This window comes from Kitasatospora purpeofusca (assembly GCF_036010405.1).
GTDB classification, from domain to species: Bacteria; Actinomycetota; Actinomycetes; order Streptomycetales; family Streptomycetaceae; genus Kitasatospora; species Kitasatospora purpeofusca.
Window position 1 is genome coordinate 6,271,120 of the sequence record NZ_CP108561.1, and the last position, 14,630, is coordinate 6,285,749.

15 protein-coding genes are annotated in these 14,630 nt (G+C 74.2%); 10 read left to right on the forward strand and 5 right to left on the reverse strand.

What is annotated here, in order from left to right; genetic code table 11:
• Positions 1-35: 35 nt before the first annotated feature.
• Entirely contained in the window at positions 36-785 is a 750-nt protein-coding gene (locus OG715_RS27555) for an HU family DNA-binding protein (protein WP_266271601.1), read from the forward strand.
• A 161-nt stretch (positions 786-946) separates the two neighbouring features.
• Here the strand turns inward: OG715_RS27555 and OG715_RS27560 are convergent, their stop codons facing one another.
• A complete protein-coding gene (locus OG715_RS27560) occupies positions 947-1,168 on the reverse strand; it encodes a hypothetical protein (RefSeq protein WP_266271602.1) in 222 nt (73 codons plus the stop codon).
• Between the two features lie 54 nt (positions 1,169-1,222).
• A complete protein-coding gene (cofC, locus tag OG715_RS27565) occupies positions 1,223-1,945 on the reverse strand; it encodes a 2-phospho-L-lactate guanylyltransferase (RefSeq protein ID WP_266271603.1) in 723 nt (240 codons plus the stop codon).
• 213 nt (positions 1,946-2,158) lie between these two features.
• On the opposite strand from cofC, the gene OG715_RS27570 reads away from it, so the two are divergent.
• From OG715_RS27570 to OG715_RS27580, 3 genes are all read left to right on the forward strand, one after another.
• Positions 2,159-2,980: a lysophospholipid acyltransferase family protein gene (locus OG715_RS27570; protein ID WP_266271604.1), complete on the forward strand. Its 822-nt coding sequence runs from the start codon at positions 2,159-2,161 to the stop codon at positions 2,978-2,980.
• Entirely contained in the window at positions 2,977-3,978 is a 1,002-nt protein-coding gene (locus OG715_RS27575; protein ID WP_266271605.1) for an NAD(P)H-dependent glycerol-3-phosphate dehydrogenase, read from the forward strand. The genes OG715_RS27570 and OG715_RS27575 overlap by 4 nt, the downstream gene beginning before the upstream one ends.
• Positions 3,979-4,066: 88 nt before the next feature.
• Positions 4,067-5,209 carry a D-alanine--D-alanine ligase family protein gene (locus tag OG715_RS27580; RefSeq protein ID WP_266271606.1) on the forward strand — a complete coding sequence of 381 codons (1,143 nt, stop codon included), beginning with the start codon at positions 4,067-4,069 and terminating at the stop codon, positions 5,207-5,209.
• Between the two features lie 84 nt (positions 5,210-5,293).
• On the opposite strand, the gene OG715_RS27585 is transcribed toward OG715_RS27580, so the two are convergent.
• On the reverse strand, positions 5,294-5,806 hold the full coding sequence (locus tag OG715_RS27585; RefSeq protein ID WP_266271607.1) for a DUF3515 domain-containing protein: 513 nt from the start codon (positions 5,804-5,806) through the stop codon (positions 5,294-5,296).
• A gap of 20 nt (positions 5,807-5,826) precedes the next feature.
• Positions 5,827-6,060 (reverse strand): Lrp/AsnC family transcriptional regulator, encoded by a 234-nt coding sequence (locus tag OG715_RS27590; RefSeq protein ID WP_030396708.1) that lies wholly within the window; start codon positions 6,058-6,060, stop codon positions 5,827-5,829.
• Between the two features lie 218 nt (positions 6,061-6,278).
• Here OG715_RS27590 and OG715_RS27595 point away from each other — a divergent pair, with 218 nt between their 5' ends.
• The 3 genes from OG715_RS27595 (at position 6,279) to thiD (ending at position 9,295) form a co-directional block, all read left to right on the forward strand.
• Positions 6,279-7,244 (forward strand): thiamine-phosphate kinase, encoded by a 966-nt coding sequence (locus tag OG715_RS27595; protein ID WP_266271608.1) that lies wholly within the window; start codon positions 6,279-6,281, stop codon positions 7,242-7,244.
• Positions 7,245-7,454: 210 nt separating this feature from the next.
• Positions 7,455-8,480 carry a 6-phosphofructokinase gene (locus tag OG715_RS27600; RefSeq protein WP_266271609.1) on the forward strand — a complete coding sequence of 342 codons (1,026 nt, stop codon included), beginning with the start codon at positions 7,455-7,457 and terminating at the stop codon, positions 8,478-8,480.
• 17 nt (positions 8,481-8,497) lie between these two features.
• Positions 8,498-9,295, forward strand: a complete 798-nt coding sequence (gene thiD, locus OG715_RS27605; protein ID WP_266271611.1) for a bifunctional hydroxymethylpyrimidine kinase/phosphomethylpyrimidine kinase — start codon at positions 8,498-8,500, stop codon at positions 9,293-9,295.
• Between the two features lie 136 nt (positions 9,296-9,431).
• Here thiD and rpmB read toward each other — a convergent pair whose 3' ends face one another.
• A complete protein-coding gene (gene rpmB / locus OG715_RS27610) occupies positions 9,432-9,617 on the reverse strand; it encodes a 50S ribosomal protein L28 (RefSeq protein ID WP_073813963.1) in 186 nt (61 codons plus the stop codon).
• Between the two features lie 285 nt (positions 9,618-9,902).
• Here rpmB and OG715_RS27615 point away from each other — a divergent pair, with 285 nt between their 5' ends.
• The 3 genes from OG715_RS27615 to OG715_RS27625 all read left to right on the forward strand — a co-directional run bounded on the left by OG715_RS27615 (position 9,903) and on the right by OG715_RS27625 (position 14,615).
• On the forward strand, positions 9,903-11,534 hold the full coding sequence (locus tag OG715_RS27615; protein ID WP_266271612.1) for a DAK2 domain-containing protein: 1,632 nt from the start codon (positions 9,903-9,905) through the stop codon (positions 11,532-11,534).
• A gap of 109 nt (positions 11,535-11,643) precedes the next feature.
• A complete protein-coding gene (gene recG / locus OG715_RS27620) occupies positions 11,644-13,878 on the forward strand; it encodes an ATP-dependent DNA helicase RecG (protein WP_266271613.1) in 2,235 nt (744 codons plus the stop codon).
• A 203-nt stretch (positions 13,879-14,081) separates the two neighbouring features.
• Positions 14,082-14,615, forward strand: a complete 534-nt coding sequence (locus OG715_RS27625; RefSeq protein WP_266271614.1) for a hypothetical protein — start codon at positions 14,082-14,084, stop codon at positions 14,613-14,615.
• Positions 14,616-14,630: the final 15 nt, after the last annotated feature.

The window sequence follows — 14,630 nt, forward strand, 5'->3', positions numbered from 1 at the left end:
GGAATCATCCGGCGCCCGTTTCTGAAGGGGAAGACGTGAACAAGGCTCAGCTTGTCGAAGCGGTGGCCGAGCAGCTGGGCGGTCGCAAGGCTGCCGCAGAGGCCGTCGACGCAGTGCTCGACACCATGGTGCGCGCCGTCGTGGCCGGCGACCGTGTTTCGGTCACCGGTTTCGGCACCTTTGAGAAGGTGGAGCGCTCCGCGCGCTTCGCCCGCAACCCGCAGACCGGCGAGAAGGTCAAGGTCAAGAAGACCTCGGTGCCGCGCTTCCGCCCGGGCCAGGGCTTCAAGGACCTGGTCAGCGGCGCCAAGAAGCTGCCGAAGGAAGGCCCCTCGGTGAAGAAGGCGCCCAAGGGCTCCCTCACCCCGGGCAAGAGCGGTGTCGCCGCCACTCCGGCCGCCAAGCGTGCCGCCACCAAGCGCGCCGCCACGGCCGCTGCCGCCGCCGCTGCCGCCACCCCGGCGAAGAAGGCCGCTGCCAAGAAGACGGCCACCAAGGCGACCGCCACCAAGGCGACCGCGACCAAGGCCGCCGCCACCAAGACGGCCGCCACCAAGAAGACGGCCGCCGTCAAGAAGGCGACCACCACCGCCGCCGCGAAGAAGACCACCGCGACCGCGACCAAGAAGACGGCTGCGACCGCCACCAAGAAGACGGCCGCCGCCGCCAAGAAGGCGACCACCACGGCCGCCGCCAAGAAGACCACCGCCACGGCCAAGAAGACGGCGCCGGCGAAGAAGACCACCACCCGCAAGACCACCGCGCGCAAGACCACCGCCAAGTAGTCGGTGCGCGTCGTCGTCGGACGGCCTTCGCGAGCCGTGGCGCCGCCCTCCTCCGGGAATTCCCGGCGGGGTGGTGCCACGGCTTATCGCTTTTCCGGGATTTCCCCCCGCGGCCCGGGCTCCCGGTGGATCCGCGGCTCCTGAGGGAGCCGCCGCCCCGGTCAGTCCGAGGCCGGGTCCGGGAAGGTCTGCAGCGTCAGGAAGACCACCCGACGGGCGTCACCCGCGCCCTCGGTGCGGATCCGCACCCGCTGGCCCGGACGCAGCAGGCGCAGCCCGCCGGCGTCGAAGGCGGCCGTGTCGAACGGCACCGGGGTCCCGTCGTCGAGCAGCACGGAGCCGGCCCGGGTGGCGGGGTCGTAGGTGAACGCGGTGGCCTGCATGCCAGCAGCATAGCGAGGGGCACCGACAACCCCTGGCGAGCTCCGAAGGGAGCCCTAGCCGGGCAATGCCGCGCCGGACTGCCGCCGCTGCCGCGGCAGGTATCCGAGCAGGGTGGCCAGGGCGAGGGTGTGCGGACCGACGCCGAGCGCCAGCGCCTCGGCCAGGTCCTCGCCGGTGTCGACGTCCCTGCGGACCGACTCCACGCCGGACAGCCGGAGTTCGCGGGCGCCGCCGGCCGCGTGCCGGGCGCGCGAGCCGTCCCCGAACGCGGGGTCGAGCGGACTGCCCGGGGCGCAGGCCAGCAGGGTCGTGCCCAGTCCGGGCGCGTCCGGCAGGAAGGCCCGGCCGGTCGCCGGGACGGCGGCCAGCACCCGGCCCAGCTCGGCCGGTCGCAGGGCCGGCAGGTCCGCCGAGAGGGCGGCCAGCGGCGCGTGGGGCGCGAGGGCCAGCGCGGCCGCCGCGCCGTGCGCCAGGGCCTCGTTGAGGCCCTCGCCGGGTTCGTCGTCGACCACCAGGGCGCCGAGCGCGGCCAGCCGCGCCCCGGCCCCGGCGTCCCGGGTGACCACCAGCACCCGGCCGGTCCCCGGGGCGGCCAGCGCGGCCGCGACGGTGTCCAGGGCGAACGAGAGTGCGAGGTCGGGGCGGTGCGGGCCGGCGAACGGGGCCAGCCGGGACTTGGCCCCGGCGAGCCGCTTGAGCGGCACTACCAGCGACCAGTCGGCGGCGGGTGCGGCGGGCGCGACGGGCCTGCCGGGGCGTACGGTGTCCTGGGTCATCGGCGTCATTCTGTCGCCGGTCCCGGAGCCTCGCCAGGCCGTCCGAGCTGTGCGGACGTGCGTTTGATCACGCCCGCCGGACGTCCGGGCGGGGTTGCTCGACAGCCGGCGAGCGGTCGGGCGACACTGTTCCGCGCCCGTGCCCCCGAGAGGGCGGCGGAAGCGAGATCGACCGCGGCACCCCACGTGCCGCACGAATGAGGAGGACCTGGGGTGGCCCGCCGCTCGTACGCCAGCTTCGGCAACGCCGACTACGGCTTCTGGTACCGCTTTGCGGCCGTGCTGGTGAAGCCGGTGACCACCGCGCTGGTCAAGCCGGACTGGCGCGGCTGGGAGCACCTGCCGAAGCGGGACGGTTTCATCGTCGCGGTCAACCACAACTCGATCATCGACCCGCTCGTGTACGCGCACTGGCAGTACAACAGCGGGCGGCCGCCCCGGATCCTCGGCAAGTCCTCGCTGTTCTCGGTCCCGTTCATCGGGTTCATGCTCCGCAAGACCGGCCAGATCCCGGTGTTCCGCGAGTCGACCGACGCGGCGCAGGCCTTCCGGTCCGCCATCGACGCGGTCAACAGCGGCCAGTGCGTGCAGTTCTACCCGGAGGGAACGCTGACCCGGGATCCGGACCTGTGGCCGATGACCGGCAAGAGCGGGGTCGCCCGGGTGGCGCTGATGACCGGCGCGCCGGTCGTCCCGGTGGCCCACTGGGGCGCGCACGAGATCATCCCGCCGTACGGCCGGGGCGGGGCGGGGCGGAGCAGGTTCAACCTGTTCCCGCGCCACCGGGTGGTCGTGGCGGCCGGACCGGCCGTCGACCTGAGCAAGTACCAGGGCCAGGAGCTGACCGCCCAGGTCCTCAGGGACGCCACCGAGGACATCATGACGGCGATCACCGCCGTGCTGGCCGACGTCCGGGGCGAGGAACCGCCCGCGGAGCGGTACGACATGCGGGAAGCGGCCCGGCTGCGGGCCGCCGCCGCGGCCCGCCGCGAGGGCGGCCGCGGCACCGACGAGGCAGGGGAGGAAGCCAAGTGACCCGCTGCGCCGTGTTCGGCACCGGTTCCTGGGGCACCGCGTTCGCGATGATCCTCGCGGACGCCGGGTGCGAGGTGACCCTCTGGGGCCGCCGCCAGGAGTTGGCGGACGCCGTCAACGCCACCCACACCAACCCGGACTACCTGCCCGGGGTCCGGCTGCCGGACACCGTCCGGGCCACCACCGACCCCGCCGAGGCGCTGGCCGGCGCGGACTTCGCGGTGCTGGTGGTGCCCTCGCAGACGCTGCGCGAGAACCTCGCCGCCTGGGCGCCGCTGCTGGAGCCGCAGACCGTCCTGGTCAGCCTGATGAAGGGCATCGAGCTCGGCACCGCCAAGCGGATGAGCGAGGTCATCGGCGAGGTCGCCGGGGTCGGCCCGGAGCGGATCGCCGTGGTCAGCGGCCCCAACCTGGCCCGGGAGATCGCCAACCGGCAGCCCGCCGCGAGCGTCGTCGCCTGCACCGACGAGGCGGTCGCCAAGCGGCTCCAGGCGGCCTGCCACACGCCGTACTTCCGGCCGTACACCAACACCGACGTGATCGGCTGCGAGCTGGGCGGCGCGGTGAAGAACGTGATCGGCCTGGCGGTCGGCATGGCCAACGGCATGGGGCTCGGCGACAACACCAAGGCGACCCTGATCACCCGCGGGCTGGCCGAGACCACCCGGCTGGGGCTGGCGCTCGGCGCGGACGCGCACACCTTCGCCGGGCTCGCCGGCATGGGCGACCTGGTGGCGACCTGCTCCTCGCCGCTCTCCCGCAACAACACCTTCGGCACCAACCTGGGCCGGGGCATGTCGCTCGCGGAGACCATCGCGGCCACCCGGCAGACCGCGGAGGGCGTCAAGTCCTGCGAGTCGGTGCTCGACCTGGCCCGGCGCAGCGGCGTCGACATGCCGATCGTCGAGGCGGTGGTGGACGTCGTGCACAACGGGCGGCCCACCCAGGAGGCGCTGCGGGCGCTGATGTCCCGCTCGGCCAAGCCCGAACGGCGCTGACGGTCCGGTGCCCGGCCGGGCACCGGACCGGGCCCGGTCGGGTCGGTCACTGTCCCGAAACCCGCCTCGGGGTACCCTCTGTCGCGATATGAGCATCGAACAGACCTCCCAGAACCCGTCCGCGAAGCCGCGGGTCGCCGTCGTGTTCGGCGGCCGCAGCTCCGAGCACGCCATCTCGGTCTCCACCGCGGGCAGCGTGCTGAGGGCGATCGACCGCGACAAGTACGAGGTGCTGCCGATCGGCATCACCCACGAGGGCCGCTGGGCGCTGGCCAGCGACGAGCCGGCCCGGATGGCGATCACCGACGGCCGGCTGCCGGACGTCGAGCACGTCGCCGAGTCCACCGAGGGCCGGGTCGCGCTGCCGGTCGACCCAGGCACTCGCGAGGTGGTCTGGAGCGAGCCCGGTGCCGCCCCCAAGGCGCTCGGCGAGGTGGACGTGGTCTTCCCGCTGCTGCACGGCCCGTGGGGCGAGGACGGCACGCTGCAGGGCCTGCTGGAGCTCTCCGGCGTGCCGTACGTCGGCAACGGCGTGCTGGCCAGCGCGGCGGGCATGGACAAGGAGTTCACCAAGCGCCTGCTGGCCTCGCACGGCCTCGGCGTCGGGCGGTACACCGTCGTCCGGCCGCGCGAGTGGGAGACCGAGGAGGGCCGGGCCGCGGTCCGCGAGCGCGTCGCGGGCCTCGGCCTGCCGCTGTTCGTGAAGCCCTGCCGGGCCGGCTCCAGCATCGGCATCAGCAAGGTCAAGGACCTCTCCGACCTCGACGCCGCGATCGAGGAGGCGCGCCGCCACGACCCCAAGCTGATCATCGAGGCGGGTGTCTCCGGCCGCGAGCTGGAGTGCGCGGTGCTGGAGTTCGAGGACGGCCCGCGGGCGAGCGTCCCGGCCGAGGTCCTGGTCGGCGGCGGCTACGAGTTCTACGACTTCGAGGCCAAGTACATCGACTCCTCCGAGGTCCGGATCCCGGCCGAGCTCACCGAGGGGGAGACCGCCGCGATCCGCCGCCAGGCGATCGAGGCCTTCGAGGCGCTCGGCTGCGAGGGCCTGGCCCGGGTGGACTTCTTCCTGCTGGACGACGGCAGCTGGATGGTCAACGAGGTCAACACCATGCCCGGCTTCACCCCGATCTCGGCCTACCCCAAGATGTGGGAGGCCAGCGGGATGTCGTACCCGGAGCTGGTGGACCGGCTGCTGCAGGCGGCGCTGCGCCGCTCGACCGGCCTGCGGTAACCGCGCCGACGCGTGACGGGGCGGTCCCGGGGTTCCGGGGCCGCCCTCCTGCGTGCCGGTCGGGTCCGCTCCGGTCCCGTTCGGTCAGGGGATGGTGGCGGCGACCACGGGGGAGAGCGCGGCGACCACGTCCATCGGGTTGGCGAACGAGCCCTTGGGCACGGTGAGCTCCACGTACGCCTTGCGCATCGTGACGGTGTAGCGGTAGCCGCCGTCCCCCAACTCCTGCGGCCACCAGGTCACGTCGTCGATCATCGGCGAGACGTCCAGGGCGGCCGGGCCGTTCAGGGCCTCCGGCCGGTCAACGCCGCAACGCAGCACCACCCTCGGCGAGCTGGCCCAGGCGGCCACGAACGGCGAGGCGGGGGTCGGGTCCTTGCGGGGGTGGCCGTACAGCTCCTGGGGGAGCGCGTCGGCGAGGGCCCGGCAGTAGCCGGCGGCCTTGGGGGCCGGGGCCGGCGTCTCGATCTTCTCTGGCGTGCTCCAGCTGCCGACCAGCACCACGACGGTGCAGGTGAGCGCGGTCGGCACCGCCAGCCACCGAACGGGGGCCGGCAGTGCCGCCAGGAAGCGGGGGGCGCGGAGTTCTCGGGTCACCCGCCGATGGTATGCGGGTCCTACAGGTGGACGACGGGACAGGTCAGGGTGCGGGTGATGCCCTCGACCTGCTGGACCTTGGCGACGACCAGACGGCCGAGGTCGTCCACGGTGTCGGCCTCGGCCCGGACGATCACGTCGTACGGTCCGGTGACGTCCTCGGCCTGCAGGACGCCGGGGATCTTGGCGATGGACTCGGCGACGGCGCTGGCCTTGCCGACCTCGGTCTGAATCAGGATGTAGGCCTGTACCACGGGGACCTCCGGGCGGCTGGGTACGGGGATCGCGGCCGTGCGGACCCGGTCGGGTGTCGGGTGGCGAACGGGTTCACGGCAGACTGATCACCACGCTACCCCCCGGTGGGCCGGGGAGGGGAGACCTCTGCGCCGTCGGAGGGCGTACGCTGCGCGCGAGGGCGGCGTGGCCGCAGGACGTAGGCGCCCGGGGCCGGGCGCGACCGGGAGGACGGCAGATGCAGGGGACCGTGGGCGAGCTCGGCGAGTTCGGACTCATCAGGGAGCTGACCGCCCGGGTGCCGCTCACCGACGCGGTCGACCTCGGCCCGGGCGACGACGCCGCCGTGGTGAAGGCCCCGGACGGCCGGGTGGTGGCGACCACCGATGTGCTCATCGAGAACCGGCACTTCCGCCGGGACTGGTCCACCGCGTACGACGTGGGCCGCAAGGCGGCCGCGCAGAACCTCGCCGACGTGGCCGCGATGGGCGCCGTGCCGACCGCGATCCTGCTCGGCCTGGTCGCGCCGGCGGACCTGCCGACCACCTGGGCCACCGAGCTGATGGACGGGCTGCGCGACGAGTGCCAGGTGGCCGGCGCGACGGTGGTCGGCGGTGACGTGGTGCGCGGGGACACCATCACGCTGGCCATCACGGCGCTCGGGGACCTTCAGGGGCGCGCGCCGGTGACGCGCGCCGGTGCCCAGGTGGGCGACGTGGTCGCGGTCACCGGCTGGCTCGGCTGGTCGGCGGCGGGCCTGACGGTGCTGCAGCGCGGCTTCCGCTCGCCGCGGGCCTTCGTCGAGGCCCACCGCCGTCCCGAACCGCCGTACCACGCGGGGCCGTCCGGCGCGGAGCTCGGCGCCACCGCGATGATCGACGTGAGCGACGGGCTGGTGGCCGACCTCGGGCATGTGGCGCTGGCGAGCGGGGTGGACATCGACCTGAGGGCGGCCGACTTCGACGTGCCCGCGCAGATGGCGGACATCGGCCAGGCGGTCGGGGTCGACCCGCTGGTGTGGGTGCTGTCCGGGGGGGAGGACCACGCGATCGTGGCGACCTTCCCGCGCGGGGTCCAACTGCCCGCCCGCTGGCGGGTGGTGGGCGAGGTCGTCGGCCGCTCGCGGGCGGCCAGGGGCGGCCGGGTGACGGTGGACGGCGAGCCCTGGGACCGGGTCGGCGGCTGGGACCACTTCTCGGAGTGACCGGCCCGGGGCCGGGAGAGGCAATGGGGAGTCCGGGGGGCAGGTCCGCAGGGCGCACGACGGGGGCGCGCGACGCTCCCGGGCGCTGGCGCGAACCGGCCCCCGGCGGGGTGTGTGCGTAGGCTTGGCCCACAGCCCGGCCACCCGTCCTCGACATGAGTGGTCTGGACCACTGTGGTCTGAACCACTTGGAGCGGGAGAGCCACCGGCATGCGCATCGGAGTCCTGACCAGCGGCGGCGACTGCCCCGGCCTGAACGCGGTGATCCGCTCCGTGGTGCACCGCGGCACCGATGTGCACGGCGACGAGATCGTCGGCATCGAGGACGGCTTCCTCGGGCTGATCGAGGGCCGCACCCGGCCGGTCTCGCACGACGACGTCACCGGTCTGCTCACCCTCGGCGGCACCGTCCTCGGCTCGGCCCGGGTGCAGCGCGAGCGGATCGCCTGGGCGGTGGAGAACGCCAAGACCCTCGCCCGGGACATCGGCATCGACGCGCTGATCGCGATCGGCGGCGAGGGAACCCTCACCGCCGCCCGGCAGTTCAGCGAGGCCGGACTGCCGGTGGTCGGCGTCCCGAAGACCATCGACAACGACATCGACGCCACCGACGTCACCTTCGGCTTCGACACCGCCGTGCACGTGGCGACCGAGGCGATCGACCGGCTCAAGACCACCGCCGAGTCGCACCAGCGGGTGATGGTCGTCGAGCTGATGGGACGCCACACCGGCTGGATCACCCTCACCGCCGGCATGGCGGGCGGTGCGCACGGAATCCTGATCCCCGAGAAGCCGTTCGACATCGAGGGCGTGGCCCGGATGGTCGAGGACCGCTTCTCCCGGGGCAAGAAGTTCGCCATCATCGCGGTCGCCGAGGGCGCCTCCCCGATGCCCGGCACCATGCGCTTCGACCACGGCGAACTCGACCGGTTCGGGCACCGCACCTTCGGCGGGATCGGCAACCGCCTCGCCAACGAACTGGAGAACCTGCTCGGCAAGGAGGCCCGCCCGGTCATCCTCGGCCACGTCCAGCGCGGCGGCACCCCGACCGCCCGCGACCGCGTCCTCGCCACCCGCTTCGGCTGGCACGCCGTGGAGGCCGTCCACCAGGGCGCGTTCGGCCACTTCACCGCGCTGCGCCGGGGCGACATCCGGCTGGTGCCGATCGCCGACGCGGTGACCCGGCTCAAGACCGTCCCCGAGGAGCGCTGGGCGGAGTCGGAGGCCGTGCTCTGACCACGTAGGTTGGGGCCATGTCCTCCACCGCACCCCCTCGTGTGCTCACCGTCGCCGGCTCCGACTCCGGCGGCGGCGCCGGCATCCAGGCCGACCTCAAGGCGATGCTCGCCCTCGGCGTCCACGGCATGAGCGTCCTCACCGCCGTCACCGCGCAGAACTCGCTCGGCGTCCAGGGCTACTGGGAGCTTCCGGCCGAGGCCGTCCGGGCCCAGTTCCGCAGTGTGGTCGACGACATCGGCGTCCAGGCCGTGAAGACCGGCATGCTCGCCTCGATCGAGCTGGTCGAGACCGTCTCCGAACTGCTGACCGGGGTCGGCGCCCCGGTCGTGGTGGACCCGGTGGGCGTCTCCAAGCACGGCGACGCGCTGCTCGCCGCCGAGGCCGTCGCCACCGTCCGGGAGCGGCTGCTGCCGGTCGCCACCCTCGCCACACCCAACCTGCACGAGGTGACGCAGCTCACCGGCCGGACGGTCGAGGGCGAGGGCGACATGCTGGACGCCGCCAAGGCGCTGCTCGACCTCGGGCCCCGCTGGGTGCTGGTCAAGGGCGGGCACCTGGCCGGCGAGGCGGCCGACCTGCTGTACGGGGGCGCCGGGGAGGAGTACTGGTACCGGGCGCCGCGCTACGACAACCGGCACACCCACGGCACCGGCTGCACCCTGGCCAGCGCGATCGCCGCGGGCCTCGCCAAGGGCGAGGAGCTGCCGGCGGCGGTGGCCTCGGCCAAGGAGTACATCACCGGCGCGATCGCCGGCGGCTTCGCGCTCGGCGCCGGCATCGGCCCGGTGGACCACGCCTGGCGCTGGCGCTAGCTCCCGCCCCCGGACATGCCTGTGGGCGGGCCCGAGGGCCCGCCCACATCAGGACGGCTGGATACCGGAACAACAGAAAGCCGGTTCACCCGGGGATGAACCGACTCACTGGAGGACCGGCATACCGGTCTGCGCGTCAGCGCGAGACCTTACCGGCCTTGATGCACGAGGTGCAGACATTGAGCCGCTTCGGCGTCCGCCCAACCACAGCGCGCACCGTCTGGATGTTGGGGTTCCAGCGACGGGGGGTACGGCGGTGCGAGTGGGAGATGCTGTTGCCGAAGCCCGGCCCCTTGCCGCAGACGTCGCAGTTGGCAGCCACAGGAGTCACTCCAAGACTTCAGAATCATTTACGTGAGACAACCCCGCCGGACCAGCGGAGCACTCACGTGAACCGAACCGGACCAAGGGGAGAGCCTGGACCTGTTCCAGGCAACCGGAAGAGCATACAACGCTTGCTTCCGTTCGACGAAACTACCATGACCAGGGGGGTGATCGCTCCGGCCGCCGTGTCCGCCGCCGCCGTCCGGGCCCCGATAACCTGCCCGTACCACCCCTCGCCGTTCACTCTCAGGCCATCACGGCGTCCCACTCCGGAGGAGACCTGGTGCTGCACACGCTCGACGCCCCGGCCGTGCGCAGCTGGTGCCAACTGGCGCTGCGGGCGCTCGGCCAGGCCCGCGAGGAGATCGACGCGCTCAACGTCTACCCCGTCCCGGACGGCGACACCGGCACCAATCTGTACCTGACCGTGGAGTCGGCCGCCGCGGCCGTCGAGAGCCGCTTCGCCGACCCTGGCCCCGGTCCGGCGCCCGGCCTGGCCGAGACCGTCCGGGCGATGGCCCGGGGCGCGCTCGTCGGTGCCCGGGGCAACTCCGGGGTGATCCTCGCCCAGTGGCTGCGCGGCGCCGCCGAGACCCTCGCCGGTGGCGGCGGCGCCGACCGGCTGCGGACCGCCCTCCAGCGGGCCGCCGACTCCGCCTACCAGGCGGTCGCCGAACCGGTCGAGGGCACCCTGCTGACCGTCGCCCGGGTAGCCGCCGGGGAGGCCGCCCGGGCCGGCGACGGCCTCGGCCAGGTCGCCGAGGCCGCCCACCGGGCTGCCAGGGAGGCCCTGCGGCACACCCCCGAGCAGCTCCCCGTCCTGGCCGAGAACGGCGTGGTGGACGCCGGCGGCCGGGGCCTGGTCGCCGTCCTCGGGGCGCTCGCCGACGCGGTCGCCGGCCACCAGCCGATGGGTCCGGTCGCGCTGCGCGACGACCTCCGGCCGGTGGAGAGCTGCCGGCGCCATCTGCGCCCGCCCGGGCCGGGCCACCCCGCCTTCGAGGTGATCTACCTGCTGGACGCGCCCGACGAGGCGCTGCCCGCGCTGCGCGAACGGCTCGCCGGGCTCGGGGACTCGCTGGTGGTCGGCGGCGGCGACGGCCTGTGGAACGTCCACGTCCACGTCGACGACGCCGGCGCGGCCGTCGAGGCCGGGGTCGGGGCCGGGCGCCCGCACCAGATCCGGATCACCCATTTCGCCGAGGCCGCCGCCCGCTCCGGCACCGCCGCCGGCCGGGGCGAGCCCGAGTGGCGGGCCCGCGCGGTGCTCTCGGTGGTCTCCGGCGCGGGCCTCGCCGAACTCTGCGAACAGGCCGGCGCGGTCGTGCTGCACGCCGAGCCCGGCCGCCCGCCGGCCAGTGCCGAGCTCACCGCCGCCGTACGCCGCGCCGCCGCCCGCGAGGTGGTGCTGCTGCTCAACGACCCCGAGCTGCGGGCCGCCGCCGGGGCCGCCGCCGACCAGCTGCGCGAGGAGGGGGTGCGGATCGCGGTGCTGCCCACCCGCTCGCCGGTCCAGGGGCTGGCCGCGCTCGCCGTGCACGAGGCCGGCCGGCGCTTCGACGAGGACGTGGTCGCGATGACCTCGGCGGCCGGTGCCACCCGGTACGCCGAACTGGCCGTCGCCGAGGGCGAGTCCTGGACCATGGCCGGGGTCTGCCAGGCCGGTGACGTGCTGGGGCTGATCGACGGGGACGTCGCGGTGATCGGCGCCGGGCTGGCCGAGGTCGGCGCGAGCGTGCTGGACCGGATGCTCGGCGGCGGGGGCGAGCTGGTCACCCTGATCCTCGGCGAGGGCGCCCCCGAGGGCCTCGCCGAGCAGCTGGCCGCCCAGGCCCGGCACAGCCGCCCGGAGGTGGACGCGGTGGTCTTCCACGGCGGCCAGGAGTCGGCGCCGCTGCTCATCGGAGTCGAGTGAACACCCGGACCGGTCGAGCGATCGGTCGGGCGATCGGTCGGGCGATCGGTCGGGCGACCGGGCGGTGTGCGGGCCGCACTGTCGGTCCGGTGGTGTAGACAGGGGCCTGATGGGCGCTCTCGATGAACCACTGACCAAGCTCGTCGGCGACCGGACCGCCAAGGTGCTCGCCGACAGTCTCAAGCTGCGCACGGTCGGGGACCTGCTGCACCACTATCCGCGCCGCTACGTCGAGCGGGGCCAGCTCACCAGTCTGGACGAGCTGGAGGTGGACGAGCACGTCACCGTGCTGGCCCGGATCGACAAGGTCACCCTGATCCCGTTCCGCGGCCGCAAGGGCGACCGGCTGGAGGTGGTGGTCACCGACGGCCGCAGCCGGCTCACGCTGGTCTTCTTCAACCAGGGCTGGCGGCAGAAGGAGCTGCGACCGGGCACCCAGGGCCTGTTCGCGGGCAAGGTCGGGGTGTTCAACCGGGCCCGCCAGCTGGCCTCCCCGGACTACCAGCTGCTCGACGACACGGACGGCGACGGCGCTGCCGCCAAGTTCGCCGGCCGAATGATCCCGGTCTACCCGGCCAGCGCCCAGATGCCCAGCTGGAAGCTCGCGCTCTGCGTGGAGACGGCGCTCACCAAGCACGTGTCCGACGTCGGCGAGCCGCTGCCCGCCGAACTCCGCGACCGGCACGGCCTGATCGCGCTGCCCGAGGCGCTCGAACTGATCCACCGCCCGCTGAGTCAGGCCGACCGCGAGCGCGCCCAGGACCGGCTCCGCTGGGACGAGGCCTTCGTCCTCCAGGTCGCCCTCGCCCGGCGCCGGGCCGCCGACTCCGCCCTGCCCGCCAAGCCGCGGGTGCCCCGCCCCGACGGCCTGCTGGACGCCTTCGACGCCCGGCTGCCGTTCACCCTCACCGAGGGCCAGCAGAAGGTCTCCGCCGAGATCGCCGCCGACCTGGCGACCGACCACCCCATGCACCGGCTGCTCCAGGGCGAGGTCGGCTCCGGGAAGACCCTCGTGGCGCTGCGGGCCATGCTGGCCGTGGTCGACGCGGGCGGGCAGGCGGTGCTGCTCGCGCCCACCGAGGTGCTGGCCCAGCAGCACCACCGGTCGATCGTCGAGATGATGGGCGACCTCGCCGAGGGCGGCCTGCTCGGCGGCTCCGACCTGGGCACCCGGGTGGCGCTGCTCACCGGGTCGATGGGCGTGCCGGCCCGGCGGCAGGCACTGCTCGACATGGCCTGCGGGGACGCCGGGATCGCGATCGGCACCCACGCCCTGATCGAGGACAAGGTGCAGTTCCAGGACCTCGGCCTGGTCGTGGTCGACGAGCAGCACCGGTTCGGCGTCGAGCAGCGGGACGCGCTGCGGGCCAAGGGCGAGCAGCCGCCGCACCTGCTGGTGATGACGGCCACCCCGATCCCGCGCACGGTCGCGATGACCGTCTTCGGGGACCTGGAGACCTCGGTCCTGGACCAGCTGCCGGCCGGGCGCTCGCCCATCTCCACCCATGTGGTGCCGGCCGTGGAGAAGCCCAACTTCCTGACCCGGGCCTGGGAGCGGGTCCGCGAGGAGGTGGCCAAGGGCCACCAGGCGTACGTGGTCTGCCCCCGGATCGGCGACGAGGAGCCGGAGCCGGCGAAGGGCGCGAAGCGCAAGCGCCGTCCGGCGGAGGACTCGGAGGAGCTGCTCGACGACGCGCCGGACGAGGGCGCGGCGGCCGACGGCGATCGGCGGCCCCCGCTGTCCGTGGTGGAGACCACCGCGAAGCTGGTGGCGGGCCCGCTGGCCGGGCTGCGGGTGGAGATCCTGCACGGCCGGCTGGCACCGGAGGTCAAGGACGAGGTGATGCGCCGGTTCGCGGCCGGCGAGGTGGACGTCCTGGTCGCCACCACGGTGATCGAGGTCGGGGTGAACGTGCCGAACTCCACCGCGATGGTGATCATGGACGCGGACCGGTTCGGCGTCTCCCAGCTGCACCAGCTGCGCGGCCGGGTCGGGCGGGGCTCCGCCCCCGGGCTCTGCCTGCTGGTCACCGACATGCCGGCGGCCAGTCCGGCCCGGGCCCGGCTGGACGCGGTGGCGGAGACCCTGGACGGCTTCCGGCTGTCCCGGATCGACCTCGAACAGCGCCGTGAGGGCGATGTGCTGGGCCAGGCGCAGTCCGGGGTGAAGTCCTCGCTCAAGGTGCTCTCGGTGCTGGAGGACGAGGAGGTCATCGTGACCGCCCGGGCCGAGGCCACCCGGCTGGTCGCCGAGGACCCGGACCTCACCGCCCATCCGGACCTGCGCACGGCCCTGGCCAGCCTGCTGGACGAGGACCGCGCGGCCTACATGGAGAAGGGCTGACCGGTCCGGGGAGGGCCGCCCGGACCCGCCCGCCGGACCCGCCCGCCGAACCCGCCCGCCGGACCCACCCGCCGGACCCACCCGCCGGACCCGCCCGCCGGGCCCTCGGCCGGGCCCGATTGTCAGACCCCCGGGAGAGAATGAAGGTGTTCGGGACGCACCCCCAAGGTGCGTTCCCGGCACGACACTTGGGGGTTTAGCCAATGGCATTCCGTCATCTCAACGAGCTCCCGCTGGGCGACAAGGTCTTCCGGATCGAACTCGCCAGCGACGACGACCGCGAGGTCACCCTCACCCTGGCCGGCTGGCGCGAGGGGGCCGCCGCCACCCCGCTCGCCTCCGGCAAGCTGCGGCTCCCGGTCGAGGACGTCGCCTCGCTGCGGATCGCCCTCAACCGCGCCCTCCGGGCCCTGGCCATCGTCGCCGACGTCTCCGAGCCCATCCCCGACCGCGACGTGCTGCGCGAGCTCTACCCCGGCCACGGCGCCCCCTGGGTGCCGCAGCACGAGGAGGAGCTGGTCCGGCGCTTCCACGAGAACGAGACCGTCGCCCGGATCGCCGCCCGCTTCGGCCGCACGCCCGACTCCGTCCGCACCAAGCTGCGCGAGCTCGGCCACGACCCGCGCCGTCCCGAGTACTGCCCGCCCGACGGCTGCCTGTCCTGGTCCCGCTACGCCTCGCCGTCGCTGCTCGGCGCGGCCGTCCCGGAGCCGGCGGCCGGGTCAGAGGCGAGCTGACCCGACCGGGGGGCG

Coding starts and splice junctions, on each gene's coding strand:
- OG715_RS27625 (WP_266271614.1), top strand. CDS start 14,082: ATGGCATTCCGTCATCTCAACGAGCTCCCGCTGGGCGACAAGGTCTTC.
- cofC (WP_266271603.1), bottom strand. CDS start 1,945: ATGACCCAGGACACCGTACGCCCCGGCAGGCCCGTCGCGCCCGCCGCA.
- OG715_RS27560 (WP_266271602.1), bottom strand. CDS start 1,168: ATGCAGGCCACCGCGTTCACCTACGACCCCGCCACCCGGGCCGGCTCC.
- thiD (WP_266271611.1), top strand. CDS start 8,498: ATGTCCTCCACCGCACCCCCTCGTGTGCTCACCGTCGCCGGCTCCGAC.
- OG715_RS27600 (WP_266271609.1), top strand. CDS start 7,455: ATGCGCATCGGAGTCCTGACCAGCGGCGGCGACTGCCCCGGCCTGAAC.
- OG715_RS27595 (WP_266271608.1), top strand. CDS start 6,279: ATGCAGGGGACCGTGGGCGAGCTCGGCGAGTTCGGACTCATCAGGGAG.
- recG (WP_266271613.1), top strand. CDS start 11,644: ATGGGCGCTCTCGATGAACCACTGACCAAGCTCGTCGGCGACCGGACC.
- OG715_RS27580 (WP_266271606.1), top strand. CDS start 4,067: ATGAGCATCGAACAGACCTCCCAGAACCCGTCCGCGAAGCCGCGGGTC.